This is a genomic window from Mycetocola sp. Y444 (assembly GCF_059445295.1).
In genome coordinates, this window is the sequence record NZ_JCAIUB010000003.1 from 549,792 (window position 1) to 572,973 (window position 23,182).

Below are 23,182 nucleotides of genomic sequence, written 5' to 3' on the forward strand. Positions count from 1 at the left end.
CATGTCAGGAGGATCTCATGCGCATCACCACCGCCGAGCGAATCGACACAGCGACCACATTCGGTCGCAAACCGAAGACGGCAACCTGGCTTGTTCATATCCAGCTCGAGAGCGACAAGGTGGAGCGGGATGTTGAACTTCACCTCAAGCACGCCGGGCAGGACGTTGAGAAAGTGCTCCTTAACGGCATGACTATCGGATTCGTCCACCATGTCGAACCGGTGTACGTCGCGCTGACGGGTCCCGACCTCGCGCGGGCCGTCGAGGTTTCCCAAAAGCTCACTCTCGACGGGAGCATCCGTTCGCTCCTCAACACAGTGTCACCGGAGAAGCTCGGCGCGCACTGACCCGCAGAAAGCCCCTGTTGCTGGCCTCATCGCGCGCGTAGTGTCTGCAGAATGACTCACTCACACGACCCGGACGACCGGGTGAAGCCAGCTATTCCAACGGAGGAATACGGCTCGGACGAGAAATTCAGGACCGCCGACAAATCTCAGGCAGCGAACGGTGCGGATTACACAACGACCGGTGACCCCATCGAGGATCCGGAACACCTCGCCGAAGAAAACCAACTTCACGCCACGGTGGGAAATCCGCTTTCGGGCACTGATGAGGTCGACGACGACGTTGACCGGACGACGCCGGGAAATCCGATCTCGTCGGTGGAACACGACGTCGAGGAAGATCTGCCTCACGCGACGCCGGGTAATAACCCGGTGATCCCCGAGGACTGACGCCGCAGCATCCGTCGTGCGCGGTCGGGGTGACCCCGATGCAGCATTTACGATTGACGGATGCCCGAAATACTGCAGCAAGGCGTGTCCGCGCCCAGCCGCAGGACAGACCACGGCAGGCCTCCCATGCCCAGCCGCAGGACTCATCGCGGCAGGAGCAACGTCGCCGCGTACTCGATGCTCGCACCGAGCCTCTTCGGCCTCGCCGCGTTCCTTGTGCTGCCGATCCTCGTGGTGTTCTGGTTGAGCTTCCAGAGCTGGGATCTGCTCTCCCCGATAACGCCGGTCGGTTTTGCGAACTACGGTGACGTGTTCAGTGACCCCACGTTTTACAACTCGCTCGCCGTGACGCTGTTCTTCGTCGTGATCGTGATTCCGGTGCAGACGGTGCTCGGCGTCGTCGCCGCTTCGCTGCTCACCCGCGGGCTCCCCGGGTCACTGTTCTTCCGAACCATTTACATTCTCCCGTGGGTATGTGCCCCGCTCGCTCTCGGCATCGTCTGGCGCTGGATCCTGGCGCCCACCGATGGCCTGCTCAACGACCTGATCGGCACACGCATCGAGTGGCTCAGCGATCCCGCGCTTGCGCTCCCATCCGTTGCCGCCGTGGTGATCTGGTCAAACGTCGGCTACATCACCCTGTTCTTCATGGCGGGACTGCTCAATATCCCCACTCAGATCCTCGACGCTGCGCGCATGGACGGGGCGGGTCCGATCGCCACGTTCTTCCGAATCAAGCTGCCGCTACTCAGGCCGACCACCTTCTTCGTGCTCGTCACGAGCGTGATCAGCGTCTTCCAGTTGTTCGACCAGATCTACGCGCTCACCGGCGGTGGTCCGTTCGTCGTGACGGATGCCGGTACGTACGGCAGGACCGACGTCGTCGCGTCCCGCATCTACAGCGAGGCTTTCTCGACCTTTGATCTCGGGCACGCCGCCGTCATGGCCGTTGTGCTTCTGTCCGTGCTCGTCGTCATCACGCTTGGCCAGCAGCTCTACTTCGGCAAGAGGACGACCTATGACCTCTCCTAGCCGCATCATCACCACCATCGGCGCCTACCTGATCCTCATCGCGGCCGCCATCGTCACGCTCGGGCCATTTGTGCTCAGCGTGATGACCGCATTCAAATCGCCGCGCCAGTTCGCGAGTGAGGATTCACTCACCGTGCCGGCTCCGTTCGCGTTCGAGAACTTTGTGACGCTGCTCACCGGGCCAGCCGAATTCGGGAATGCGATCCTCGTGACGGTCGCCGTGACATCCGTCATCGTCATATTCCAGCTGGGGTTCTCGGTGCTCGCTGCATATGCCTTCGCCCGCATCGACTTCGTTGGCCGCCGTGTGCTGTTCTGGGTCTATCTCTCCGGCCTGATGGTCCCAAATATTGTGCTCGTCATTCCGCTGTACCTGATGATGGTCGAACTCGGACTTCGCAACACGTTCTGGGGACTGGTTCTGCCGTTCATGTTCGGTAGCCCGTATGCGATCTTCCTGCTCCGCGAGTATTTCCGCGGCATTCCCAATGACCTCGTCGATGCCGCGAGGATCGACGGGGCCGGGCACTGGCGCATCCTCCGCAGCATCATCGTTCCCCTCTCGAAACCGATTCTCGCGACACTTACCCTCATCACCATCGTCAGCCAGTGGAACAGTTTCCTCTGGCCCCTCGTCATCACGACGGGACCGGACTGGAGGGTCATCACAGTCGCAACTGCTAGCCTCCAGTCTCAGTACAACGGCAATTGGACCCTCGTGATGGCCGCGACGACGCTCGCCCTGGTCCCGCTGGTCGTGCTGTTTTTGGCCTTCCAGAAGCAGGTCGTCCGCTCCATCACGATCTCCGGATTCAAGTAAAAGAAAGACCACCCGAAATGGCTCAGCGTTTTCTTCAGTTTGCGGCAGTCGTCGCCGCGTCCGCCCTCGCACTCACCGGTTGTGCGGCAGGCAGCCCTGACGACGAAAAGACGACAGTGTCGTTCCGGCTCTGGGACGACACCGTGGCCGAGGCCTATGAGGAATCCTTCGCGGCGTTCGAGAAGCAGAATCCCGAGATCGACGTCGAGATCAACATCGTCGGCTGGGGCGACTACTGGACCAAGCTCCGCACCGACATCGCCGGCAAGACGATGGATGACATCTTCTGGGTCAACAACTCCTACTTCGGCGCATACGCCGATTCGGGAAAGCTCGTGAACGTCGACGACGTCCTCGGCGACGACGCCAGCGCCGAGTGGGAACAAAGTGTTGTCAACCAGTTCACCCGCGACGGCAAGCTGTGGGGAGTTCCGCAGCTGTACGACGCCGGAGTGGGTGTCTACTACAACAAGGCGCTTCTTGACGCTGCGGGAGTGACCCCTGAGTCCCTCGCCGACCTCACCTGGTCCCCGGACCCGGCCGCGGACACCTACCTGCCTGTCGCGAAGGCGCTGACCCTCGACACAGCCGGAGTCTCGGCCGCTGACCCCGCGTTCAACGGGGCGATCGCGCAGTACGGCACAAACGTCGGTTACGACACCCAGGCGATCACGCTCCCGTTCATCGGATCGAACGGCGGTGTCTACCAGGAGGGCGACGAGTTCGCCTTCACGGATCCCAGGACGGTCGAAGCTGTCAGTTACCTCGTGAACGCCATCAACGTTGCGAAGGTCGCGCCGTCAGCCGCTGACACCAACACCAACAGCGACTTCAGCCGTGACGCGTTCCTGCAGGGCAAGGTCGCCATGTTCCAGTCGGGCCTCTACAACCTCAAGAACATCGCCGACGGCGCGGAATTCGAGTGGGGCGTCGCGCCGATTCCCGCCGGGCCTGCTGGCCGTGTCTCGGTGACGAACGGCGTCGTCGTCGCTGGCAACGCGGCATCCGAGAAACAGGATGCCATCGCGGAGGTCCTCGCCTGGCTTGGCTCGGAGGAAGGTAACGGGTATCTCGGTACCTCGGGTGCAGCCGTGCCCGCTGTGAAGAGCGCGCAGGCTGGTTACTTCGACTTCTGGGACGGCGAGAACGTCTCGGTGGACCCGTTCTTCGACGTGATCGACGAGGCCGATCCGATTCCCGCTCCGACCGGACCCAACTACGGCAAGGGATTCGAGGCGTTCGACCCGATCTTCCAGGAGATCTTCAAGGGAACGCTCGACGTGAAGGCCGGTCTGAAGCGGGCCGAGGACGCGGCGAACGCGGCGATCGCGGGCTAGCTCTCCCGAGCCCGCCCCGCGCGTTGCCCCACCCCGAGAACATCACTTCCGGCCGAGGCCATCAGTTCCGCGGGGTGTTCTCGACCGGAACTGATGTTCTCGTGCCTACCGGCGTGCCGACTGGGGCAGGCCAGCCTCGCGCAGCGCCGCGGTGAGAAGCCGCGGGCTCAGCGCGGCATCCCACAACCACCTGACCATCCCGTTGCCGGTGCCGCGCATCAGATCCTCGCGCCGTTTCTCAGCCCACACGATCTCTTCGATGCTCGTGCCGCCGGTCATGGATGCCCGCGAGTACTTGACGTAACCGTCGAACTCGCCGAGCAGTCGAAACGCTGGCCAGCCGAAGTCAGCGAACCAGGTGGTGCCGTTCCTGTCGGTCACCGGGAACTGGAGAACAGGTGCCGGAAATCCGCACCGGTACATGGTCACCCTGCTTGCCGACTCGCCGGGTGACTCCGCGTTCGGCGACGCGAAGGTGATTGCCCGCAGGGCCCGGCGGGAGCCTCTGGCCGGCCCCAGCGCGGCGAGTCGCTCCAAAAGATCGCTCCGCACGAGCTCGGCCGCTGTCGTGTCGTCGCGGCCGCGCGCATCGCGGCCGCGCGCATCGCGACCGAGTGCGGCGTCGAGCGTGACAACCGCTGAGAGGAAGGTCGCCGATCGAGCGAGGTCGAGCATCGTCCGCGCCAGACTCGTCACGAGAGTGCCGTTGAGATCCACGACGTCAGTGTCCCCGAGCGGCGCCTGATGCCACAGAACACCGTTGCGGGACGCGCGCCGACTGCCGTCGGCCGAATAGAGGTGAACGGTGTCGGGCCAGCTGCCGATCACCGGAAGCCCCCACAGGGCAGCCGCCGACTCGTAGCCAAACACCGCGCCGCCCGCACGGGTGGCTGTGGCCGCCCGCATGCGGAGCAGGTACCTGTCCCGGTCGGTGAGTGCTGCCCAGGTATCACTCGCGACATAGGCGCCGCGGCGGAGGCCGACGACAGTGCCGGACGCGAGGCCGCGCCGAAGCGCCCTCCCGTCGCCCCCGATCAGTTCGAGGGAGCGGGTGAGTTGCAGGGGGTCGTCGTCGCGAATCAGATCGGTCGCCATGGTCTCGAGGATGGCGCGGCTCGGCGGCGTGTAGCGAGGTTCCCGGGTAAGCGGTGGGAAAGGTGGCGGGGGTGGCGGCGCTGTGGGGGACCTCTCTCGGCGCGACCGAGCCCGGAGCGAGAACATCAGCTGCGGTCGAGAACACCAGTTGCGCCGGATGTTCTCGACCGGAAGTGATGCCCTCGCGATGACCTGCGCTCGAAGCAGCCACGGACCCAGCCAGCGGATGCCGGCCCCAATAGGTAAAACCCGGCGAGATCCGGTAAGCTACTCAGGTTGCCCGTATGTGAACACTCTGTTCCCGTGCGGTCCAACGATGCTAGAACCCTCCTGCTGCAGATCGTCTGCAGCCGTTCGAGTCCGAAGGAGGTGGGTTAGTGACGCATCAGTATGAACTCATGGTTATCCTCGACCCCGAGATTGACGAGCGCACAGTTGCTCCCAGTCTCGATAAGTTCCTTAATGTCATCCGCAACGATGGTGGAACCATCGACAAGGTTGACATCTGGGGCCGTCGTCGCCTGGCTTACGAAATCAACAAGAAGACCGAAGGCATTTACGCCGTCGTCGACTTCACCGCGACGAGCGAAGCAACGGTCGAGCTCGACCGTCAGCTGAAGCTCTCCGAGGCAGTCATGCGCACCAAGGTGCTGCGTGCCGAAGAGGCAATCGCTCTCGTTGAGTCCGAAGGCAAGCGCGCCGAGGAGAAGGCTGCCCGCAAGGCTGCTGCCACCAAGGCCAAGGTTGACGCCAAGCCTGCCGAGCCGGCAACGGTCGAAGGCGCTTAGTCCCGATGGCTGGCGAGACCGTAATCACCGTGGTGGGCAACCTCACGTCTGACCCTGAGCTGCGTTACACGCAGAACGGGCTGGCGGTTGCCAACTTCACCATCGCATCCACTCCGCGCAATTTCGATCGCGCGGCAAACGAGTGGAAAGATGGCGAAGCACTGTTCCTGCGAGCGAGCGTTTGGCGTGAATTCGCCGAGCACGTCGCCGGATCGCTCACCAAGGGTAGCCGTGTCATCGCTACCGGGCGTCTGAAGCAGCGTTCGTACGAAACGAAGGAAGGCGAAAAGCGCACCTCGATGGAACTCGAGGTTGACGAGATCGGCCCTTCGCTTCGGTACGCAACCGCACAGGTCAGCCGCGCACAGTCCTCCGGCGGTGGTGGTGGCCGCGGCCCCGCTGCAGTCCAGGACGAGCCGTGGGCAGCAAGTGCACCGGCCGCCCCACAGGCGTTCGGTGGCGGCAACTCGAACGCAGGCAATGCGGGCAATTCCGGCGACAGCTGGAACACGCCCGGATCCTACGGCGACGACACCCCTTTCTAAACACTTCGTCCGCTGGGGCCCAGGTCCCGGCGGACACATTCACACTAAGGAAACCAAATGGCTGGAAAGTCTAGCGGCGCAAGCCGCAAGCCTGCCCGCGGTGGCAAGGGCGGCAAGCCGCTCGCTCCCGCGAAGGCAATCCGCGTTGGGGTCATCGACTACAAGGATGTCCCAACCCTTCGCAAGTTCATCTCCGAGCGTGGAAAGATCCGCGCCCGCCGCATCACCGGTGTTTCCGTCCAGGAGCAGCGCCTCATCGCCCGTGCAGTCAAGAACGCACGCGAGATGGCTCTTCTTCCCTACGCCGGCTCAGGCAGGTAAGGAACACTCACATGTCAAAACTCATCCTCACGCACGAAGTGACCGGTCTCGGCACTCCTGGTGACATCATCGAGGTCAAGAACGGTTACGCACGTAACTACCTGATCCCGCAGGGCTTCGGCATTGCGTGGAGCCGCGGTGCTGAGAAGCAGGTCGAGCAGATCAAGGCCGCACGCGCAGCGCGCGAACTTGCCACCCTCGAAGACGCTCAGTCCCTCAAGGCTGCCCTCGAAGGCACCAAGGTCAAGCTCGCCGTCAAGGCTGGCGCTGAAGGCCGTCTCTTCGGTTCCGTCAAGACAGGCACTGTCGCTGACGCGGTCGCCGCAGCTGGCCTCGGCCAGATTGACAAGCGCAAGATCGAGATCCCATCTCCGATCAAGTCCGTCGGTACGCACGAAGCTCGGGTCCGCCTGCGCGAAGACCTCAGCGCCGTCATCACCCTCCAGGTGGTTGCTGCCAAGTAGTACAACGCGATGCGGGGTGACGGGTTAAAAGCCCGTCATCCCCTCTCGAATAAGCGGCTGAGCCCTCACGGGCTCAGCCGCTTTTTCGCCCCGTAAACATGAGGATTTATTCGACTTCTGTAGGGATGCCTCTAGCCCTGTTGGCCGAAATGTCAAGTTATTTGTGCACAGGTGTTCGGCGGCGCGCCAACGTTCAACACAAACTCTAAACAGGTCGAAGTGCACACATGTGGAAACAGGATTTACCCGGTGAGGTGCTATTTATCGGGCAAAAGTATTTCCCTTTCCACAGATCTATCCACACCTTGTGCACACACCGCCCGGCGTTTCGCCCACTTTATTCACAGAGTTATCCACAGGCGCATTTGTGCCGGGGGAGTGGCGCTCCTAGTGTGTAGCAGCGCAGGTTTTTATCGGGGCGCGCCAGGCGGTTCATCCCACCAATGTCGGTGGTCGATGATCTGCTGTAACTGAGCATGAAAGTCATGAGCTGTCCCCGCCGGACGGGCTGAAAAGCCAGAGGAGGAACGAGTGTCGATCGCTCATCTCGGGCTCAACGACCATCAGTCGTCGGGCGAACGACCGGAGCAGCGCGCTGAGCGGACCCCACCTCACGACCTGCTCGCTGAGCAGTCCGCTCTCGGTGGAATGCTCCTCTCGAAAGACGCAGTGGCTGACGTCGTCGAGTCGGTGCGCGGTGTTGACTTCTACATCCCCAAGCACGAAATCATCTTCGACGCGATTCTGTCGCTGTATTCCCACGGCGAACCGACGGATGTCATCGCCGTCACCGATGAACTGATCAAGACCGGTGAGCTGTCCCGTGCGGGCGGCGCTGATTACCTGCACACGCTGACGAGCCTCGTGCCGACGGCAGCCAACGCAGGCTTCTATGCCTCGATCGTCGCAGAACGGGCGCTGCTCCGTCGCCTCGTCGAGGCGGGAACCCGCATCGTGCAGATGGGTTACGCGGGCGAGGGTGAGGTCCTCGACCTCGTCAACACCGCCCAGGCCGAGATCTACGGCGTGACCGGGTCGACGACGGCCGAAGACTACGTGCCGCTCAACGAAGCCGTCGGAACCGCGTTCGAAGAGATCGAAGCGAACAACGGCTCAGATGGCAAGATGGTCGGCACGCCGACCGGGTTCGCCGAACTCGACGACCTCACCAACGGCTTCCACGGAGGCCAACTCATCATCGTGGCGGCCCGACCTGCGCTCGGTAAGTCGACCCTCGCGCTCGACTTCGCGCGCGCTGCATCGATCGGAAACGACCAGCCGTCGATCTTCTTCTCCCTGGAAATGGGGCGGAGCGAAATCGCCATGCGACTCCTCTCAGCCGAGGCATCCGTGCCACTTCAGAGCATGCGTAAAGGAAACGTCGACCAGCGCGACTGGAACAAACTCGCGGCTGTGCGTGGGCGGATCAACGACGCCCCGCTCTACATCGACGACAGCCCCAATATGACGCTCGTCGAGATTCGCGCCAAGTGCCGCAGGCTCAAGCAGCGCGTCGGACTCAAGCTCGTGGTGATCGACTACCTGCAGCTCATGACGTCCGGAAAGCGTGTCGAAAGCCGCCAGCAGGAGGTTTCGGAGTTCTCGCGTGCACTGAAGCTTCTCGCGAAGGAGCTCAAGGTTCCCGTCATCGCGCTTTCGCAGCTGAACCGTGGACCCGAGCAGCGTGCTGACAAGATGCCGGCGATCTCCGACCTCCGTGAGTCCGGTTCGCTCGAGCAGGATGCCGATATGGTCATCCTGTTGCACCGAGAGAGCGCCTACGAGAAAGACAACCCGCGAGCCGGTGAAGCGGACCTCATCGTCGCCAAGCACCGTAACGGACCGACGCGCACGGTAACCGTCGCGTTCCACGGCCACTTCTCGCGGTTCGCCGACCTCGCGCCGGCCTAAGCCCCGGCCGAGTCCCGCGTTCTTCTACGCCGCGTAGACTAGAGGTATCCCCCTCACGCTCCACCACGAAAGAGGCGTTCTCCTTGGCCAGTTCCGCCGCTGCTGCACCACGCGGCTCCGTCGACTCGACGTCGCGGTACTGGATCTTCCAGGTGCTGAGGGCGGTACCAGCGGCGGTCGCGGCCGCAGTCATCACGTTCAGCGTCGACCACTCGGCTCCCCTCGGTCTGACGGTCTTTGGCGCATTCGCCGTGGTCACCGGCCTGATGGCCGTGGTGTTCGTGCCACGGGTCCTCGCTGACGATCGGGGCTCGCGCCTCAACTTCCTCCTGAGCGGAGTTGTCAGCCTCTTCGCCGGCGCGGCCGCTCTGTTCCTCGCCGGAACCGGCACATCCGCGCTGCCCGGTCTCTTCCTCACGGTGATCATCTGGGCGCTGCTCACCGGCGTTCTCGAGCTCTACAGCGGCTTCCGCCTGCGCGGGCGATCGCCGTTCGCGCGAGACTGGATGACCGTCGGCGGGGCCACAGTGCTCCTCGGCATCGTCTACCTACTCGTGCCGCCGGGACTCGACCAGCACTACACCGGGCCTGACGGCGTCGACCGCAGCCTCACAGCATCCATCGTTACGGTGGGGGTCTTCGGCGCTTACGCCGCGATCGTCGCCGTGCTCCTCATCATTGGCGGTTTGTCGCTCAAATGGGGAACGGACGGCGCCGGGCGTTCGTCTACAACAGGCACTACGGAGTCACAATCATGAGCACACCACAGCCACCAAGCCGTCGCGAGATTCTCAAACCAGTCGAGTTGCTTGTCTTCGCTGCGGTCGCTGGAATCTTCACCGGCCTCGTGACCCTCATGGTGACCCGCGACATCTCCTTTGCGCTGATCGGGTTCGGTATCGCGTTCATCGTGACGCTCGTCTTCATCGCCATGTTCGCCCTCACGGTCAAGCCCGACGACATGGAGAAGAAAGACATTCACGACCAGGACACCGGGCACTGACTCTCGGGCGGTAATGTCCGAACTCTGGCAGTCGGGCTCTGGCAGTCGGCTTCTAGCAATCGGGTTCTGGCAGTCGGCTTCTGACCAGCGCCCGCTAGCTTGCTGGCACGGTCCGCGGATGCCAGGTCAGGCGTGTTCCAGGACGCAGTCCGGCCCCGGATAGACGAGGCTCTCGTGGCCATCGTCGAACCGGATGTAATAGGGCGGTGCGCCGTCCGGGCCACGCACCTCGAGGATCTGTCCGTGCCGTTCCGGCGCTCCGACGCTCTGGCCCCGAATGACAATCCGCTGTCCGGCTGTTGTCTGCATGATCGCCTCCCGATTTCAGGGTACGCGCGGTGTGCGAAACGCGGAAGGGTCGACGCGTGGCACTTGTCGAGCACCCGCCGAGAACATCAGTTCCGGTCGAGAACATCGGTTGCGCGTGATGTTCTCGACCGCTTCTGATTTTCTCGCGGTTACGCGGGCGCTACGCCAGGTAGTCGACGAGCTCGTCGGCGAGGCCCGTGTAGTGCGCGGGGGTGAGAGCGAGCAGGCGCTCCTTCGCGTCGACGCCGATGTCGAGCGTCGATACGAACTCGATCAGGTCGTCACGGCCGATGCGCTTGCCCCTGGTGAGGTCCTTGAGCAGGGCGTACGGGTCGGTGATCGTCGAGCGACCGGCGACAACCTCGGCGCGGATGACCGTCTGGATCGCCTCGCCGAGAACCTCCCAGTTGGCGTTGAGGTCCGCAGCCAGCACCTCGCGGTCGAGGTCGATCTCACCGAGACCGCGGGCGAGGTTGTCGAGGGCGAGCAGCGAGTGCCCGAGCCCGACACCGATGTTGCGCTGGGTCGTCGAGTCGGTGAGGTCGCGCTGCAGCCTGGAGGTGACGAGGGTTGCGGCGAGCGAGTCGAGCAGGGCGCTGGAGAGTTCAAGGTTGGCTTCGGCGTTCTCGAACCGGATCGGGTTGATCTTATGTGGCATCGTCGACGAACCCGTGGCACCGGCCTGCGGGATCTGCCGGAAGTAGCCCATCGAAATGTAGGTCCAGATGTCGGTTGCGAGGTTGTGCAACACCCGGTTGGCGTGCGAGACGCGACCGTAGAGCTCCGCCTGCCAGTCGTGCGATTCGATCTGGGTGGTCAGCGGGTTCCAGACCAGTCCGAGCGATTCGACGAAAGCCCGGGACAGAGCCGGCCAGTCCGCTGTCGGATCAGCGACGGTGTGAGCGGCGAAGTTGCCTGTCGCGCCCGAGAACTTGCCGAGGTATTCGGTGCCGTCGATCTGCTTGGCGATGCGTTCGAGCCTGAAGACGAAGACCGCGAGCTCGTGCCCCATGGTGGTTGGCGTCGCCGGCTGTCCGTGTGTGCGCGCCAGCATGGCATCCGCCCTGTGCTTCACGGCCAGCGCCTGCAGCGTGTCGATGGTGACCCGCAGCTTCGGGAGCCACACCGCCTGAACGGCGTTCGATACGGTGAGCGCGTACGCGAGGTTGTTGATGTCTTCGCTCGTGCAGGCGAAGTGCGTCAGCTCGGCGATGGAGTCGAGGCCGAGGGAGGCGAGCCGGTCGCGCACGAGGTACTCGACGGCCTTCACATCGTGGCGTGTGACCGCTTCTTTCTCGGCGAGCCAGTCGATCTCGGCTTGTCCGAAGTAGAGGTACAGCGAACGGAGCGAGAAGATCTGCTCTTCGCTGAGCGGTGCGGATCCGAACATTCCTGCACCGGTCAGGTAAATGAGCCATTCGACCTCGACCTGCACCCGCGCCCGGTTGAGGCCGGCCTCGGACAGGTACTCACCCAGCGGGCTCACCACAGAGGAGTAACGGCCATCGAGCGGGCTGAGTGGCTGGGCGGGTAGTGAGGTCATCGGGTGGCTCCCTGTCGGATTGCGGGTTCGATCTGGCGAAAAAGTTGACGGATCGCCCCCTCAATCATGCCCAATACCCGATCGAACATTTCGTCATCCGCGTAGTAGGGGTCGGGAACGTCGGTCAATTCGCTGCGTTCTGCGTCGAAACTGAGCAAAAGCGCGATCTTTCCGCGGTCCGTCTCGGTCGGCGCCCACGCCCGAAGGACCCGATCGTGGGTGCGGTCGAGGGCAACGACCAGGTCGAGCTTCTCGAACCAGTCCGGGTTGAACTGCTTCGCCCGGTGCCGTGCGCCGTCGTAGCCGTACTTACGGAGCGCGGCGATGGTGCGGGCATCTGCCTGTTCGCCGACATGCCAGTCCCCGGTTCCGGCGGACACCGTCTCCACGTATCGGCTCAGCCCGGCCTGGCGCACGAGGTGCTGGAAGACGATTTCGGCCATCGGCGATCGGCAGATATTGCCTGCGCACACGAAGCACACCCGGAAAGGTTGCACCTCGGTCGGGTCCGGGTCGGAAATCATTCCCCTATTCTGTACCGCTCGAGGCTCAGGCGGGAGTCCCCCAAACCCCTTCACAAACCCCCGAATCGGGGTGGGCTGTCCACGGCCTGTGCGCATCGCGGATCTCTCGGGGTCGCCCGGCCACACTGGATCCGACGGCCGAGCGCTTCTCTGGAGCACAGCCTCACCCCGCGAGTGCAGTGAAAAGTGAAGGAGAGATTCACGATGACGACGGTCAATACGCCCATCACGACATCGATCACCGCGGCACTGGATACGGCGGTGACTGGTGGGGTCGGCGCAGCGGGGGACGCGGAATTTCGCGCGGCGCAATTGCGGGCTCTGGACGTCATCTCCGAACAGCGCCGTCGGATCGATGCGCTCCAGCAGAATGTCATGCCCGGCCGACGGCGCATTCTCGATGCAGCGGGCGACCTGACCTGGCGGTCCTCCAGCCGGGCCGAGTTCGAGGCGAGGGTTTCCGAACTCGCAGACCGGCTCACCCTCGCTGCGATTCATCTCACCGAGGCGCTCGAGCAGTGTGAGCACGCGAGAAGGGCGGCCCTCGCCAGCTATTCCGGGGGCGGAGCGGCGCCCGGTTCCCGTGGCTACCCCGACTACCCAGCAGCGAGCGGCGGCCCTGGCGCGACAGGCGCTCTCTGATGTCCGACTCGCTCACCCTGTCGACGGGCGGGCTGACGAGCGTCTCAACCGAGGAGCTTTTGGCATTCTCGAGCGCTCTCGATGTTCTCGCCGTCGACGCAACCGACTGGGCACACGGGGCATCGATCGCGCGGTGCCTGACGGAGTGGTCGACGGATGCCGCACCATACGGATTCGCGGAACCCCCGCTGATGAAGGCCAGCCGGTTGTTCACCGACGCGTCGGACTGCGCCGAGCGGCTCGGCAAAGTGGTTCAGGATGCCGCGAATGCCTACGCGGACGGAGAGGCACGAAGCCGGGAGGCTCTCGGTGCCATGCAGGCGTTCGCCGGGTTCCTGGTCGGCACGTATCTGCACAACCTCGTCATCGGAGCACTCCCTCTTCTGCCAGGCCTGATTCTCACCGCGACGGTCATGAAGCAGCCGGCGCTGCGCCGCGCTGCCGCGCTTCTCGGGGTCGGCCTCGCCGGTGGACTGGCGCAAAACCCGGGCCTCACCGCGAATCCGGCGTTCGTGGGGATGGTGCGCGATGTGGTGTCAGCGGCAGACGACATCCTGATGGGATTCAGCGGAACGAGTCTGCCCGCGGCGCGAATCCTCGGCGATGAAGGGACCGGCCTCGTCGGACTCGACACTGTCGCCAGCGCCGCAATAATCCTCGGCGGACGACACGTATTCACCGAGACGCCGGTGCGGACCGTCAGCTACGGGGTCGCGCGGGATGTACGGCCCCCGGCCTCCCTCGCGGATGCCGCGCGACGGATTCCTCCGACCGGCGTGGGAAGACCCCAGATTACTGTCGAGAAGTACACGCACCCCTCTGGCACCGCCTCCTACGCGGTGTACATCGCGGGCACGACGGACTTCGGCGGCCACAGCGCCGAGCCGTTCGACATGGCGAGCAACCTGGCCGCGGTCGCCGACAGCGACGCGGGGGCGTACAGGGCCACGCTCGATGCCATGGAGCAGGCCGGGATCCAGCCCGGCGACCGGGTCAACCTCTTCGGCCATTCCCAGGGCGGGCTTGTCGCCGCCCGCATCGCCGAGTCAGGGAGCTTCGATACCCAGTCCCTCGTCACCTTTGGTGCGCCGAGCGGGCAGGTCGCTGTGCCGGACTCGGTGACCCAGGTTGCGGTCGAGCACGCGGAGGACCTGGTGCCAGCGCTCGGAGGCGAACCGGTCGACGGGGCCGAAGGACGCGACCGTCTCGTCGTTTCCCGCTCCCTCTTCGATGAAACCCCGCCGGATGCCGACGACGGTGGGGCGTCCCACTCCATGGACGGGTATGAGACGACGGCAGCGCTCATCGATGAGTCCACCGACCCGCGCCTCACTGACCTCACCGAGGCGCTGGCCGGAATCGGCTCAGGCGCCGGGGTCGCCCAGGCGTTTCGTTCGGAGCGGGTTCGACCGGGGTGACGCCCCGCTCGGAGTCAGCGGCCCGAGGATCGGCGCTGCGGCCGCAGGATGATCTGGAAGATCCAGTTGATGACGCTGATCACGAGAGCACCGAGAACCGCCCACCAGAAACCGTCGACCGTGAGACCGAAGCCGAACCATCCGCTGACCCAGCCGGCCATGAGAAGGAGCAGGCCGTTGATGATGAACGAGATCAGGCCGAGCGTCAGAATATAGAGCGGGAAGGCCACGATTTTGATCACCGTGCCGATGATGCTGTTCACGATCGCGAAAATGAGGGCGACGAACAGGTAGGTCAGCGCCGTTGCCACACCGTTGTTCGGTGCGTACGGGGTGACCTGCACGCCGGCGACAACGAGCGTGGTCAACCAGATCGCCACAGCGTTGATGACGATGTTCAGGAGGAATTTGGCCATGCTCTACTATGGCACCGCGTCGGAATCCGTGCATTCCCCTGTGAGCCCGTGCGGCGACACCCGTCTCGAACCCCCGGCCGGGGTGGCCAACGCCGAGCGGAACATACGTATCCGCGCCCGTACGTATGCGATCAGCGGAATGGCCTCTGTCTAGACTCGACGTGTGACTTTCACCCCGGCAAACGCAGATCACCCGCTTTCCCGGCCCGCGGTGAAGCTTCGGCCGGAGATACTCGCAACGCCCCCATACCGGCAGGGCAAAGCGGCGACGGATGACGCGTTCAAGTTGTCCAGCAACGAGAACCCTTTCCCCCCACTGCCCGGGGTCGTCGAGGCTGTCGTCGCTGCGGGCGCGTTCAATCGATACCCGGACGCGAGCGCTGCCGCGCTGCGGGAGGTGCTCGCTGAAAAACACGGCGTCAGCCCCGAGGAGATCCACATCGGATCGGGTTCCGTTGCTTTGCTCAGCCAGTTCATCACCGCTGCCGCCGGCCCAGGCGACACGGTCGTCTACGCGTGGCGTTCCTTCGAGGCTTACCCGGGGCTCGTCACCGTCGCGGGCGCCGAGAGCGTGCAGGTCCCCAACCGGGACGACGGGACTCACGACCTCGACGCCATTGCCGCGGCGATCGACGAGCGAACCCGCGTCGTCATCGTGTGCACGCCGAACAACCCCACCTCCACGATTGTCACCGCCGCTGGGTTCGAGGCATTCATGGAGCGGGTTCCCGCCGACGTCCTCGTCCTCCTCGATGAGGCGTACGCCGAGTTCGTCACGAACCCGGATGCCGTCAATGGACTCACCCTGACCGGCCGCTACCCGAACCTCGTCGTCCTGCGCACCTTCTCCAAGGCATACGGGCTCGCCGGCCTCCGCGTCGGCTGGGCTCTCGGGCCCGTAGGCATTCTCGACGCAGCGCGCGCGTCTGCCATCCCGCTTTCGGTCACCCAGCCCGCCCAGTCAGCGGCCATCGCCTCGCTCGGGCTCGAAGACCAGTTGCTCGAACGGGTGGACCGTCTCAGCGTGCTGCGCGACAGCATCCGTTCGGCGCTTCTCGACCAGGGCTGGAGAGTGCCGGATGCCCAGGGCAACTTCATCTGGCTCGCAACGGGTGACGAGACGCTCCACGTCAATGAGGTGTTCCTCAGCCACGGGATCGTGGCGCGGGCCTTCCCCGGATCGGGCATCAGAATCACGATTGGCGAGGAAGAAGCTATGGAGAAGCTCCTACAGGCGAGCGCGGACGTTGTGGGATCTCTACCAGCTGGGCATCCGGCCCGGCAGTTAGGTTAGGACAATGGCGGAAACCGAAACGACGTCTCTCACGCCCCCGGTCCAGGTTCTGGCCACTGACGGAAGCTATTCACCGACCGCGTCGGCCGAGCCGTATCTGCCGTATCTCGACGCGCTGACCGATCAGGACCACGAACAGTTCTACCGGGACATGGTCATCGCTCGGGCGTTCGACACCGAGGCGGCGAACCTGCAGCGTCAGGGCCAGCTCGCCCTGTGGCCGCCGTGCCACGGCCAGGAGGGTGCCCAGGTTGGATCCGGTCGCGCCGCGCGCGCCCAGGACCACATCTTCCCGTCGTATCGGGAGCACGCCGTCGGCTTGATTCGCGGGGTCGACCTCCTCGGAATCATCGAGGTCATGCGCGGAACCACCCACTCGGGCTGGGACATCTCCGACCCGGCCAACGGCAATTTCCGCCCGTACACACTCGTCATCGGAGCGCAGGCGCTGCACGCGACGGGCTATGCGATGGGTGTGAAGTTCGACGGCGCGACGGCAACGGGAAATCCCGAAACCGACGAGGCAGTGATGGTCTACTTCGGCGACGGAGCGACCAGCCAGGGCGACGTCAACGAGGCCATGATCTTCGCGGCCAGCTACCAGACCCCGCAGGTGTTCTTCCTGCAGAACAACCACTGGGCGATCAGCGTTCCTGTGACCACCCAGTCGCGGACACCGCTCTTCGAACGGGCCAAAGGCTTTGGCCTTCCCGCCGTGCAGGTGGACGGCAACGACGTGCTCGCGAGCTACGCGGTCTCGGCCAAACACCTGTCGGATGCCAGGTCAGGCGGTGGCCCGCAGCTCATCGAAGCGCTCACCTATCGCGTCGGCGCACACACCACGAGTGACGACCCGACGAAGTACCGCACCCAGGAAATGACCGACTCGTGGATTCTCAAGGATCCGATCGTGCGGTTCGAGGCGTTCCTCCGCGGTCAGGGCGCCTCGGACGAGTTCTTCGCCGGTGTCGCCGAGCAGGCACGCGATTACACCGCAGACATCCGTGCGCGCACACACGCCATTAAGGACCCGGACCTGACCAGCATGTTCGACAACGTCTACAGCGAAGACCACCCGCTCGTCACCGAGGAGCGGGAGTGGCTGTCAGCCTACGAGCGCACCATGGCCGGAGGTGCAGCATGACGCTGAGCATCGACGCGCAGGTCGCGACCATGCCCATGGCGAAGGCCATCAACGCCGGACTCCGGCAGGCGATGGTCGAGAACGACAAGGTCCTCCTGATGGGCGAGGACATCGGCAAGCTCGGTGGCGTCTTCCGCATCACCGAGGGATTGCAGGCCGAGTTCGGAGAGAGCCGGGTGCTCGACACCCCACTCGCGGAGTCGGGCATCATCGGGACAGCGATCGGCCTCGCCATGCGCGGCTACCGCCCGGTGTGCGAGATCCAGTTCGACGGCTTCATCTACCCCGGCTTCAACCAGATCACGTCGCAGCTCGCCAAACTGACCAACCGCAACGAGGGCGCCCTCGAGATGCCCGTTGTCATCCGGGTGCCGTACGGCGGACATATCGGTGCGATCGAGCACCACCAGGAAAGCCCCGAGGCGTATTTCGCCCACACCGCTGGCCTTCGCTCGGTCAGCCCATCGACACCGAACGACGCGTACTGGATGATCCAGGAAGCGATCGCGTCGAACGACCCCGTCATGTTCTTCGAGCCCAAGAGCCGGTACTGGCCCAAGGGCGAGGTCGACCTCTCCGGATCAGCAGCACCGCTGCACGCGAGCCGGATCGTGCGGACAGGAACCGACGTCACGGTCGTTGCACACGGCGCGATGGTCAGCATGCTGATCCAGGCCGCAGAGCTGGCGGCTGCGGAGGGCATCAGCCTCGAAGTGATCGACCTCAGGTCGATCTCGCCGATCGACTATGGCCCGATCCTCGAGAGCGTGCGCAAGACCGGCCGCCTCGTCGTCGCCCAGGAAGCACCGGGCAACGTCTCCGTCGGTTCTGAGATTGCAGCGACCGTTGCCGAGCGCGCCTTCTATTCGCTCGAAGCCCCGGTACTGCGGGTTTCCGGCTTCGATGTCCCCTTCCCGCCGGCCAAGCTCGAGGCGCTGTACCTGCCCGACGCCGACCGCATCCTCGAGGCCGTCGATCGCGCGCTCGCCTACTAGTCGCCCGTCGACCGAATGGAGAACCATGAGTGAGTTCCAGTTTTTGATGCCGGATGCCGGTGAAGGGCTCACCGAGGCCGAAGTGGTCTCGTGGAAGGTCGCGCCAGGCGACGCCGTCGAGCTCAACCAGGTGATCGTCGAGATCGAGACCGCCAAGTCCCTCGTCGAGCTGCCATCGCCCTTCGCGGGCACCGTCGCATCCATCCTCGTCACCGAGGGCACAACCGTCGATGTCGGCACCCCGATCATCACGATCAGTGCAGCGGATGCCGGTGGCCAGGCGGCTGCAGAAGTCGCCCCGCCCGCCGTCTCAACGGAGTTCGCAGAAGCGGTTGCCGACACCAGGGGCACCGTTGACGACGAGAAGCCCGGCGCGGTTCTCGTGGGCTACGGCGATGCCGGTCATGTGTCTTCTCGCCGCCGCGCGCGGACGCGGCCCGTCCCGCCCGCCGCTCGACCGGCATCCGTCCCACCCGCGAAGGGCCCGGTGATCGCGAAACCGCCGATCCGCAAGCTCGCGAAGGACCTCGGCGTCGACCTCGCCCAGGTCACCGGCACCGGTGTCGGGGGAGAGGTCACCCGGGACGACGTGGTGCGCGAGGCCGGCCAGGCGAGTGTGTTCCGCAACATCGAAACACCCGAGTGGGGCGACACCCGCGAGGAACGGATTCCGGTCAAGGGTGTGCGTAAGCAGATCGCGAAAGCGATGGTCGAGGCTGCGTTCAAGGCCCCGCACGTGTCGCTGTTCGTCGACGTCGATGCGACCCGCACCATGGAGTTCATCAAACGGCTCAAGAATTCGACCGACTTTGCCGGGGTCAAGGTTTCGCCACTGCTGATCATGGCAAAGGCGATGATCTGGGCCGTGCGCCGGAACCCGACGGTGAACGCAACCTGGACCGATGAGGAGATCATCGTCCGGCATTACGTCAACCTCGGTGTCGCCGCCGCCACCCCGCGCGGGCTCATTGTTCCGAACGTCAAGGAAGCGCAGTCGATGACTCTGCTCGAGCTGGCGCAGTCGCTTGAGCAGCTCACCCTCACCGCGCGTGAGGGGAAGACGCCGCCCGCCGACCAGCAGAACGGCACCATCACTATCACGAACATCGGTGTGTTCGGGATGGACACCGGAACACCGATCCTCAACCCGGGCGAGGTCGGGATCGTTGCGCTCGGCACGATCAAGCAGAAGCCGTGGGTTGTCGACGGTGAGGTGCGACCTCGCTTCGTCACGACCCTCGGTGCGTCGTTCGACCACAGGGTCGTCGATGGTGATGTCGCGTCGCGATTCCTCGCCGATGTCGCATCGATCATCGAGGAACCGGCGCTGCTGCTCGAGTAGAAGTGCACGCTCCTCGGGTGGCGCTCAGCGCGCGACCCGTGGAGCGGTGGCTGCCGGTTCGGCAGCGGGCCTAAAAGCCGCCGCCGAAGTCTCCGCCACCGAAGTCTCCGCCGCCGCCGAAGTCGCCCCAACCGCCGCCGTCTCCGCCGCCGGCATCCGCGCCCGCGTCTGAACCGGCATCCGATCCGCCATCTGAACCTGACTCATCGGTGCCGGACCCCTCTGCGCCGGCCTCGGTTGACGGGTCAGGCATGAACGCTCCGACGACAGCCGAAGCGATGACATACCCGGCGACGGTGCCGAGGAGTGACGCGCCGACCATGCTGCCGAAGCCAGGGCCGTTCATGGTGCGCTCCATCGTGCCGGGCTGGCGCAACTCGGAACGCGTCGCCGATTGCGCGAGCGACCGGGGGTCGTCGCCGCGTGGCGCATCACCCGGTGCAGCGTCAGCGCTGAGCTGCGTGAACAGGAGCTGCCTCTGCTCGGGCGTCAGCTTTGCGAACGCCTCTTCGTGAGCCTGCTCAATTGCCTCGGGGGGAGCCGTGCGCAGCAGGTAGCGGTAACGCTCCACGGCGATTTCATCGTCGGTGCGCTGGCCCTGCCCGTAGCCCTGCTGGCCGTAGCCCTGCTGTTGCGGGCGATACTGCTGCTGTGCGTCCTGCTGGCGTGAGCCAAAAATCCTGTCAAGAAAACCCATGGTGTGCTCCTTGCATGTTGTCGAGTTGGCCCAGTTTACGAACGGATGCCGTGAGCACACTGCGAAGATATCCAGGGCAGTGTCCCAGCGCGTGGTCGTGCGCGCTGGCACTCAGACTCTGGGCAGTTTCACGGCAAAGGCACAGCCCAGAATAAGCTCCCTCCGGTTTCTGTTAGGCTCGTCCCTGGCCATGATGGCCGTAACGCTAGTCCGCGGGCGAATGTGACACAGGAATGTCGCGCATTCGGACGTATGGTCTTGTGACGTTGGCGGCGGTCCCATGGCCGCGTCAGCACAGCTCCCGAATCGCTTCAGACGCACTGGTCGTCGCCGCTTGATGGGTGGGGCAGGTGCACTCGTCCCTGACCCGGTCGTAACTTACGAGAATGCCGTGCAGGCATCCGTCCCCTCCCGGGAAAGTCATGAAATGTGGCTGTGGCACCTGCGCGCGCACGGAGAAAACGTGACCAACACTGTTGCCGTTGAGGTAAACAATGTCTACAAAGTCTTTGGCAAAAAGCCGCGCGACGTCGTCAAGCGATTGCAAGGCGGAGCGAAACGGGATGAGCTGTCCTCGCTCGGAACCGCCGCGGTCATCGACGCAAGTTTCGACGTTCAAAAGGGCGAGATCTTCGTTGTCATGGGCCTCAGCGGTTCGGGCAAGTCCACGCTGATCCGCATGCTCAATGGGCTGCTCGAGCCGACATCCGGCTCCGTAGCCGTATACGGCTCAGCCGTGAGCGGTGTGCCCGCGAAGCAGCTCCGCGAGGTGCGCCGGTCGAAGATCTCCATGGTCTTCCAGCACTTCGCCCTCCTGCCGCACCGCACGGTGCTCGATAACGCCGCTTACGCTCTCGAAGTCCAGGGTGTGCCTCTGGCCGAGCGGCGTGAGCGCGCGCAGAAGGTCGTCTCCCGCGTCGGTCTCTCCGGCTGGGAAGACAAGCTTCCGGGCGAGCTCTCCGGTGGAATGCAGCAGCGCGTTGGCCTTGCCCGCGCGCTCGCCGCAGACACCGACGTCCTGCTCATGGACGAGGCATTCTCGGCACTCGACCCGCTCATCCGGCGTGAGATGCAGGAACAGCTCGTCGAACTCCAGCAGGAGCTCGGCAAGACGATCATCTTCATCACCCACGACCTCAACGAGGCCATGTTCCTCGGTGACCGCATCGCCGTCATGCGCGACGGTCGCATCGTGCAGGTCGGAACTCCCGATGAGATCCTCACCGATCCGGCCAACGACTACGTCGCCCAGTTCGTCCAGGACGTCGACCGTGCCCGCGTGCTCACCGCCGCGAGCGTGATGGAGCCGGCGCGCGCCGTCGTCTCCGGCTCAGCCGGACCGCGTGCCGCGCTGCGCACCATGCGTGACATGCAGACATCCGCCGCTTTCGTCGTCGGAAACGGCCGCAGGCTGCTCGGCGTCGTTCACGACCGCGAGGTGCTCGGCCTCGTCAAGGCGGGCAACCGCGACCTGATGCCGATCGTCCGCAACGACCCGGCAACGGTCGGACCCGACCAGTACCTGGTCGACCTGTTCGAGCCAGCAGCCGAAAGCCAGCTGCCCGTCGCCGTCGTCGATGAGAAGGGCCGCCTGCTCGGCGCCATTCCCCGCGTGACGCTGCTCGCCGCGCTTGCCAACCTGCCGACGGCCACCGGTGAAAACCAGGTCATCGAGACTCCGGCAACCGTCGCCGTCGACGTCATCACCCAGACGCTCCGCGAAACCGCGGGGCTCACCGACGAAGTCGACCAGGCCAGGGCAATGCCTGCCGACGATGTCCGCACCGCTTCTGAAGGGAGCCTTCGCTGATGGATTTCCGTATTCCGCTCGGCCAGTGGGTCGAAGACTTTGTCGACATCCTCACCGACACGCTCCAGCCGTTGTTCGACGTGCTTCGCGCCGTCTTCCTCGGTCTCTACGACCTCGTCAACCTGATTCTCCAGACCCCGCCGTTCTGGGTCATCATCCTCGCGGTCGCTGTTCTTGGCTTCTTCGCGACGGGCTGGAAGCTCGCCGTCGGTGTCGTTATCGGCTTCGCGCTGATCTTCTCGGTCGACCAGTGGGAGAACGCGATGGACTCACTGTCCCTCGTGCTCGTCGCCAGCTTCCTCGCGGTGCTTATCAGCGTGCCGCTCGGCATTCTCGGTGCGCGCTCCGACACCTGGTCGCGGATCCTCAAGCCGATCCTCGACTTCCTGCAGACCATGCCTGCGTTCGTGTACCTCATCCCCGCGCTCATCCTGTTCCGCGTCGGTGTCGTTCCGGGAATCGTCGCGACGATCATCTTCGCGCTCGCCCCCGGCGTCCGTCTCACCGAGCTCGGCATCCGTGGCGTTGACAAGGAAGTTGTCGAGGCCGGTCACGCCTTCGGTTCGTCACCCTTCCGAATCCTGCGCCAGATCCAGCTGCCGCTCGCGATGCCGAGCATCATGGCCGGTATCAACCAGGTCATCATGCTGTCGCTCTCCATGGTCGTCATCGCCGGAATGGTCGGCGCTGGCGGACTCGGTGGCGACGTCGTCGCAAGCCTCAACCGCATCGACATCGGCCTCGGCTTTGAAGCTGGTTTGTCTGTCGTCATCCTCGCCATTGTTCTCGACCGCCTCACCGCGTCACTTGGCACCAGGAAAAAGCGTGCGAAGAAGGCGGATGCCGCTTCTTCCGGATCTGAGGTGACTCCCGTTTCACCGAAGGACGAGCAGCTCATCGCGCAGGCCGCCGGTGCGGGTGCACCCACCGACAGCCGCACCCCGCAGGGCGCAAGCGCCTAACCACACACATCTGCCGGGTTCACGCGGTGGGCCCGG

Annotated in this window: 26 protein-coding genes; 20 read left to right on the forward strand and 6 right to left on the reverse strand. The window is 64.5% G+C overall.

The features are described from left to right. Positions 1 to 17 precede the first annotated feature (17 nt). The 5 genes from AC1C2M_RS14100 to AC1C2M_RS14120 are packed head-to-tail and all read left to right on the forward strand — an operon-like array spanning position 18 to position 3,923. Entirely contained in the window at positions 18 to 347 is a 330-nt protein-coding gene (locus AC1C2M_RS14100; RefSeq protein ID WP_483406208.1) for a hypothetical protein, read from the forward strand. Positions 348 to 398: 51 nt separating this feature from the next. Then, the gene (locus tag AC1C2M_RS14105; protein ID WP_495433506.1) at positions 399 to 734 is read left to right on the forward strand and encodes a hypothetical protein; all 336 of its coding nucleotides are present in this window, start codon (positions 399 to 401) and stop codon (positions 732 to 734) included. Between the two features lie 60 nt (positions 735 to 794). Then, positions 795 to 1,766: a carbohydrate ABC transporter permease gene (locus tag AC1C2M_RS14110; protein ID WP_495433507.1), complete on the forward strand. Its 972-nt coding sequence runs from the start codon at positions 795 to 797 to the stop codon at positions 1,764 to 1,766. After that, positions 1,753 to 2,586: a carbohydrate ABC transporter permease gene (locus tag AC1C2M_RS14115; protein ID WP_483406205.1), complete on the forward strand. Its 834-nt coding sequence runs from the start codon at positions 1,753 to 1,755 to the stop codon at positions 2,584 to 2,586. The genes AC1C2M_RS14110 and AC1C2M_RS14115 overlap by 14 nt, the downstream gene beginning before the upstream one ends. A 17-nt stretch (positions 2,587 to 2,603) precedes the next feature. Further along, positions 2,604 to 3,923, forward strand: coding sequence for an ABC transporter substrate-binding protein (locus AC1C2M_RS14120; RefSeq protein WP_483406204.1), 1,320 nt, complete (start codon positions 2,604 to 2,606; stop codon positions 3,921 to 3,923). Between the two features lie 105 nt (positions 3,924 to 4,028). Here the strand turns inward: AC1C2M_RS14120 and AC1C2M_RS14125 are convergent, their stop codons facing one another. Further along, positions 4,029 to 5,018, reverse strand: a complete 990-nt coding sequence (locus AC1C2M_RS14125) for a hypothetical protein (RefSeq protein ID WP_483406203.1) — start codon at positions 5,016 to 5,018, stop codon at positions 4,029 to 4,031. 377 nt (positions 5,019 to 5,395) lie between these two features. Here AC1C2M_RS14125 and rpsF point away from each other — a divergent pair, with 377 nt between their 5' ends. The 7 genes from rpsF to AC1C2M_RS14160 all read left to right on the forward strand — a co-directional run bounded on the left by rpsF (position 5,396) and on the right by AC1C2M_RS14160 (position 10,050). Further along, positions 5,396 to 5,806 (forward strand): 30S ribosomal protein S6, encoded by a 411-nt coding sequence (gene rpsF / locus AC1C2M_RS14130; protein ID WP_121659358.1) that lies wholly within the window; start codon positions 5,396 to 5,398, stop codon positions 5,804 to 5,806. 5 nt (positions 5,807 to 5,811) lie between these two features. Then, positions 5,812 to 6,351 carry a single-stranded DNA-binding protein gene (locus AC1C2M_RS14135; protein ID WP_483406202.1) on the forward strand — a complete coding sequence of 180 codons (540 nt, stop codon included), beginning with the start codon at positions 5,812 to 5,814 and terminating at the stop codon, positions 6,349 to 6,351. A gap of 57 nt (positions 6,352 to 6,408) precedes the next feature. Then, a complete protein-coding gene (gene rpsR, locus AC1C2M_RS14140; RefSeq protein ID WP_108392326.1) occupies positions 6,409 to 6,672 on the forward strand; it encodes a 30S ribosomal protein S18 in 264 nt (87 codons plus the stop codon). A gap of 11 nt (positions 6,673 to 6,683) precedes the next feature. After that, positions 6,684 to 7,136, forward strand: a complete 453-nt coding sequence (gene rplI / locus AC1C2M_RS14145; protein ID WP_108392324.1) for a 50S ribosomal protein L9 — start codon at positions 6,684 to 6,686, stop codon at positions 7,134 to 7,136. Positions 7,137 to 7,667: 531 nt separating this feature from the next. After that, on the forward strand, positions 7,668 to 9,047 hold the full coding sequence (dnaB, locus tag AC1C2M_RS14150; RefSeq protein WP_483406200.1) for a replicative DNA helicase: 1,380 nt from the start codon (positions 7,668 to 7,670) through the stop codon (positions 9,045 to 9,047). 83 nt (positions 9,048 to 9,130) lie between these two features. Then, the gene (locus tag AC1C2M_RS14155) at positions 9,131 to 9,805 is read left to right on the forward strand and encodes a DUF308 domain-containing protein (RefSeq protein WP_495433510.1); all 675 of its coding nucleotides are present in this window, start codon (positions 9,131 to 9,133) and stop codon (positions 9,803 to 9,805) included. Next, positions 9,802 to 10,050 (forward strand): hypothetical protein, encoded by a 249-nt coding sequence (locus AC1C2M_RS14160; protein ID WP_483406198.1) that lies wholly within the window; start codon positions 9,802 to 9,804, stop codon positions 10,048 to 10,050. The genes AC1C2M_RS14155 and AC1C2M_RS14160 overlap by 4 nt, the downstream gene beginning before the upstream one ends. A 126-nt stretch (positions 10,051 to 10,176) precedes the next feature. Here AC1C2M_RS14160 and AC1C2M_RS14165 read toward each other — a convergent pair whose 3' ends face one another. From AC1C2M_RS14165 to AC1C2M_RS14175, 3 genes are all read right to left on the reverse strand, one after another. Beyond that, positions 10,177 to 10,359: a DUF1918 domain-containing protein gene (locus tag AC1C2M_RS14165; protein ID WP_483406197.1), complete on the reverse strand. Its 183-nt coding sequence runs from the start codon at positions 10,357 to 10,359 to the stop codon at positions 10,177 to 10,179. Positions 10,360 to 10,519: 160 nt separating this feature from the next. Then, positions 10,520 to 11,902, reverse strand: a complete 1,383-nt coding sequence (purB, locus tag AC1C2M_RS14170) for an adenylosuccinate lyase (RefSeq protein ID WP_483406196.1) — start codon at positions 11,900 to 11,902, stop codon at positions 10,520 to 10,522. Then, positions 11,899 to 12,426, reverse strand: coding sequence for a low molecular weight protein-tyrosine-phosphatase (locus AC1C2M_RS14175; protein WP_483406195.1), 528 nt, complete (start codon positions 12,424 to 12,426; stop codon positions 11,899 to 11,901). Before AC1C2M_RS14175 ends, purB begins: the two co-directional genes overlap by 4 nt. Positions 12,427 to 12,630: 204 nt before the next feature. On the opposite strand from AC1C2M_RS14175, the gene AC1C2M_RS14180 reads away from it, so the two are divergent. Together AC1C2M_RS14180 and AC1C2M_RS14185 are read left to right on the forward strand one after the other, a co-directional pair. Further along, positions 12,631 to 13,068, forward strand: a complete 438-nt coding sequence (locus AC1C2M_RS14180) for a hypothetical protein (protein WP_495437203.1) — start codon at positions 12,631 to 12,633, stop codon at positions 13,066 to 13,068. Further along, positions 13,068 to 14,486: an alpha/beta hydrolase gene (locus AC1C2M_RS14185; RefSeq protein WP_495437205.1), complete on the forward strand. Its 1,419-nt coding sequence runs from the start codon at positions 13,068 to 13,070 to the stop codon at positions 14,484 to 14,486. Before AC1C2M_RS14180 ends, AC1C2M_RS14185 begins: the two co-directional genes overlap by 1 nt. 14 nt (positions 14,487 to 14,500) lie before the next feature. On the opposite strand, the gene AC1C2M_RS14190 is transcribed toward AC1C2M_RS14185, so the two are convergent. After that, a complete protein-coding gene (locus AC1C2M_RS14190) occupies positions 14,501 to 14,902 on the reverse strand; it encodes a phage holin family protein (protein ID WP_495437206.1) in 402 nt (133 codons plus the stop codon). A 163-nt stretch (positions 14,903 to 15,065) separates the two neighbouring features. On the opposite strand from AC1C2M_RS14190, the gene AC1C2M_RS14195 reads away from it, so the two are divergent. The 4 genes from AC1C2M_RS14195 to AC1C2M_RS14210 are packed head-to-tail and all read left to right on the forward strand — an operon-like array spanning position 15,066 to position 19,677. Continuing rightward, a complete protein-coding gene (locus AC1C2M_RS14195; protein ID WP_495437208.1) occupies positions 15,066 to 16,196 on the forward strand; it encodes a histidinol-phosphate transaminase in 1,131 nt (376 codons plus the stop codon). Positions 16,197 to 16,200: 4 nt separating this feature from the next. Beyond that, positions 16,201 to 17,340 carry a thiamine pyrophosphate-dependent dehydrogenase E1 component subunit alpha gene (locus tag AC1C2M_RS14200; protein WP_495433516.1) on the forward strand — a complete coding sequence of 380 codons (1,140 nt, stop codon included), beginning with the start codon at positions 16,201 to 16,203 and terminating at the stop codon, positions 17,338 to 17,340. After that, positions 17,337 to 18,335: an alpha-ketoacid dehydrogenase subunit beta gene (locus tag AC1C2M_RS14205; RefSeq protein WP_483406190.1), complete on the forward strand. Its 999-nt coding sequence runs from the start codon at positions 17,337 to 17,339 to the stop codon at positions 18,333 to 18,335. The genes AC1C2M_RS14200 and AC1C2M_RS14205 overlap by 4 nt, the downstream gene beginning before the upstream one ends. Before the next feature lie 25 nt (positions 18,336 to 18,360). Beyond that, positions 18,361 to 19,677, forward strand: coding sequence for a dihydrolipoamide acetyltransferase family protein (locus AC1C2M_RS14210; protein WP_483406189.1), 1,317 nt, complete (start codon positions 18,361 to 18,363; stop codon positions 19,675 to 19,677). Positions 19,678 to 19,747: 70 nt separating this feature from the next. Here the strand turns inward: AC1C2M_RS14210 and AC1C2M_RS14215 are convergent, their stop codons facing one another. Continuing rightward, a complete protein-coding gene (locus AC1C2M_RS14215; protein WP_495437210.1) occupies positions 19,748 to 20,374 on the reverse strand; it encodes a hypothetical protein in 627 nt (208 codons plus the stop codon). Positions 20,375 to 20,801: 427 nt separating this feature from the next. Here AC1C2M_RS14215 and AC1C2M_RS14220 point away from each other — a divergent pair, with 427 nt between their 5' ends. Beyond that, positions 20,802 to 22,184 (forward strand): quaternary amine ABC transporter ATP-binding protein, encoded by a 1,383-nt coding sequence (locus tag AC1C2M_RS14220; protein WP_495433518.1) that lies wholly within the window; start codon positions 20,802 to 20,804, stop codon positions 22,182 to 22,184. Beyond that, the gene (locus tag AC1C2M_RS14225; RefSeq protein WP_495437212.1) at positions 22,184 to 23,146 is read left to right on the forward strand and encodes an ABC transporter permease; all 963 of its coding nucleotides are present in this window, start codon (positions 22,184 to 22,186) and stop codon (positions 23,144 to 23,146) included. Before AC1C2M_RS14220 ends, AC1C2M_RS14225 begins: the two co-directional genes overlap by 1 nt. Positions 23,147 to 23,182 lie beyond the last annotated feature (36 nt).

Bases quoted from the DNA above. Each gene is read 5' to 3' on its own strand.
- AC1C2M_RS14100 (WP_483406208.1), top strand. From the start codon at position 18: ATGCGCATCACCACCGCCGAGCGAATCGACACAGCGACCACATTCGGT.
- AC1C2M_RS14105 (WP_495433506.1), top strand. From the start codon at position 399: ATGACTCACTCACACGACCCGGACGACCGGGTGAAGCCAGCTATTCCA.
- AC1C2M_RS14110 (WP_495433507.1), top strand. From the start codon at position 795: ATGCCCGAAATACTGCAGCAAGGCGTGTCCGCGCCCAGCCGCAGGACA.
- AC1C2M_RS14115 (WP_483406205.1), top strand. From the start codon at position 1,753: ATGACCTCTCCTAGCCGCATCATCACCACCATCGGCGCCTACCTGATC.
- AC1C2M_RS14120 (WP_483406204.1), top strand. From the start codon at position 2,604: ATGGCTCAGCGTTTTCTTCAGTTTGCGGCAGTCGTCGCCGCGTCCGCC.
- AC1C2M_RS14125 (WP_483406203.1), bottom strand. From the start codon at position 5,018: ATGGCGACCGATCTGATTCGCGACGACGACCCCCTGCAACTCACCCGC.
- AC1C2M_RS14135 (WP_483406202.1), top strand. From the start codon at position 5,812: ATGGCTGGCGAGACCGTAATCACCGTGGTGGGCAACCTCACGTCTGAC.
- rpsR (WP_108392326.1), top strand. From the start codon at position 6,409: ATGGCTGGAAAGTCTAGCGGCGCAAGCCGCAAGCCTGCCCGCGGTGGC.
- rplI (WP_108392324.1), top strand. From the start codon at position 6,684: ATGTCAAAACTCATCCTCACGCACGAAGTGACCGGTCTCGGCACTCCT.
- AC1C2M_RS14160 (WP_483406198.1), top strand. From the start codon at position 9,802: ATGAGCACACCACAGCCACCAAGCCGTCGCGAGATTCTCAAACCAGTC.
- AC1C2M_RS14165 (WP_483406197.1), bottom strand. From the start codon at position 10,359: ATGCAGACAACAGCCGGACAGCGGATTGTCATTCGGGGCCAGAGCGTC.
- purB (WP_483406196.1), bottom strand. From the start codon at position 11,902: ATGACCTCACTACCCGCCCAGCCACTCAGCCCGCTCGATGGCCGTTAC.
- AC1C2M_RS14175 (WP_483406195.1), bottom strand. From the start codon at position 12,426: ATGATTTCCGACCCGGACCCGACCGAGGTGCAACCTTTCCGGGTGTGC.
- AC1C2M_RS14180 (WP_495437203.1), top strand. From the start codon at position 12,631: ATGACGACGGTCAATACGCCCATCACGACATCGATCACCGCGGCACTG.
- AC1C2M_RS14185 (WP_495437205.1), top strand. From the start codon at position 13,068: ATGTCCGACTCGCTCACCCTGTCGACGGGCGGGCTGACGAGCGTCTCA.
- AC1C2M_RS14190 (WP_495437206.1), bottom strand. From the start codon at position 14,902: ATGGCCAAATTCCTCCTGAACATCGTCATCAACGCTGTGGCGATCTGG.
- AC1C2M_RS14200 (WP_495433516.1), top strand. From the start codon at position 16,201: ATGGCGGAAACCGAAACGACGTCTCTCACGCCCCCGGTCCAGGTTCTG.
- AC1C2M_RS14205 (WP_483406190.1), top strand. From the start codon at position 17,337: ATGACGCTGAGCATCGACGCGCAGGTCGCGACCATGCCCATGGCGAAG.
- AC1C2M_RS14210 (WP_483406189.1), top strand. From the start codon at position 18,361: ATGAGTGAGTTCCAGTTTTTGATGCCGGATGCCGGTGAAGGGCTCACC.
- AC1C2M_RS14215 (WP_495437210.1), bottom strand. From the start codon at position 20,374: ATGGGTTTTCTTGACAGGATTTTTGGCTCACGCCAGCAGGACGCACAG.
- AC1C2M_RS14220 (WP_495433518.1), top strand. From the start codon at position 20,802: ATGTGGCTGTGGCACCTGCGCGCGCACGGAGAAAACGTGACCAACACT.
- AC1C2M_RS14225 (WP_495437212.1), top strand. From the start codon at position 22,184: ATGGATTTCCGTATTCCGCTCGGCCAGTGGGTCGAAGACTTTGTCGAC.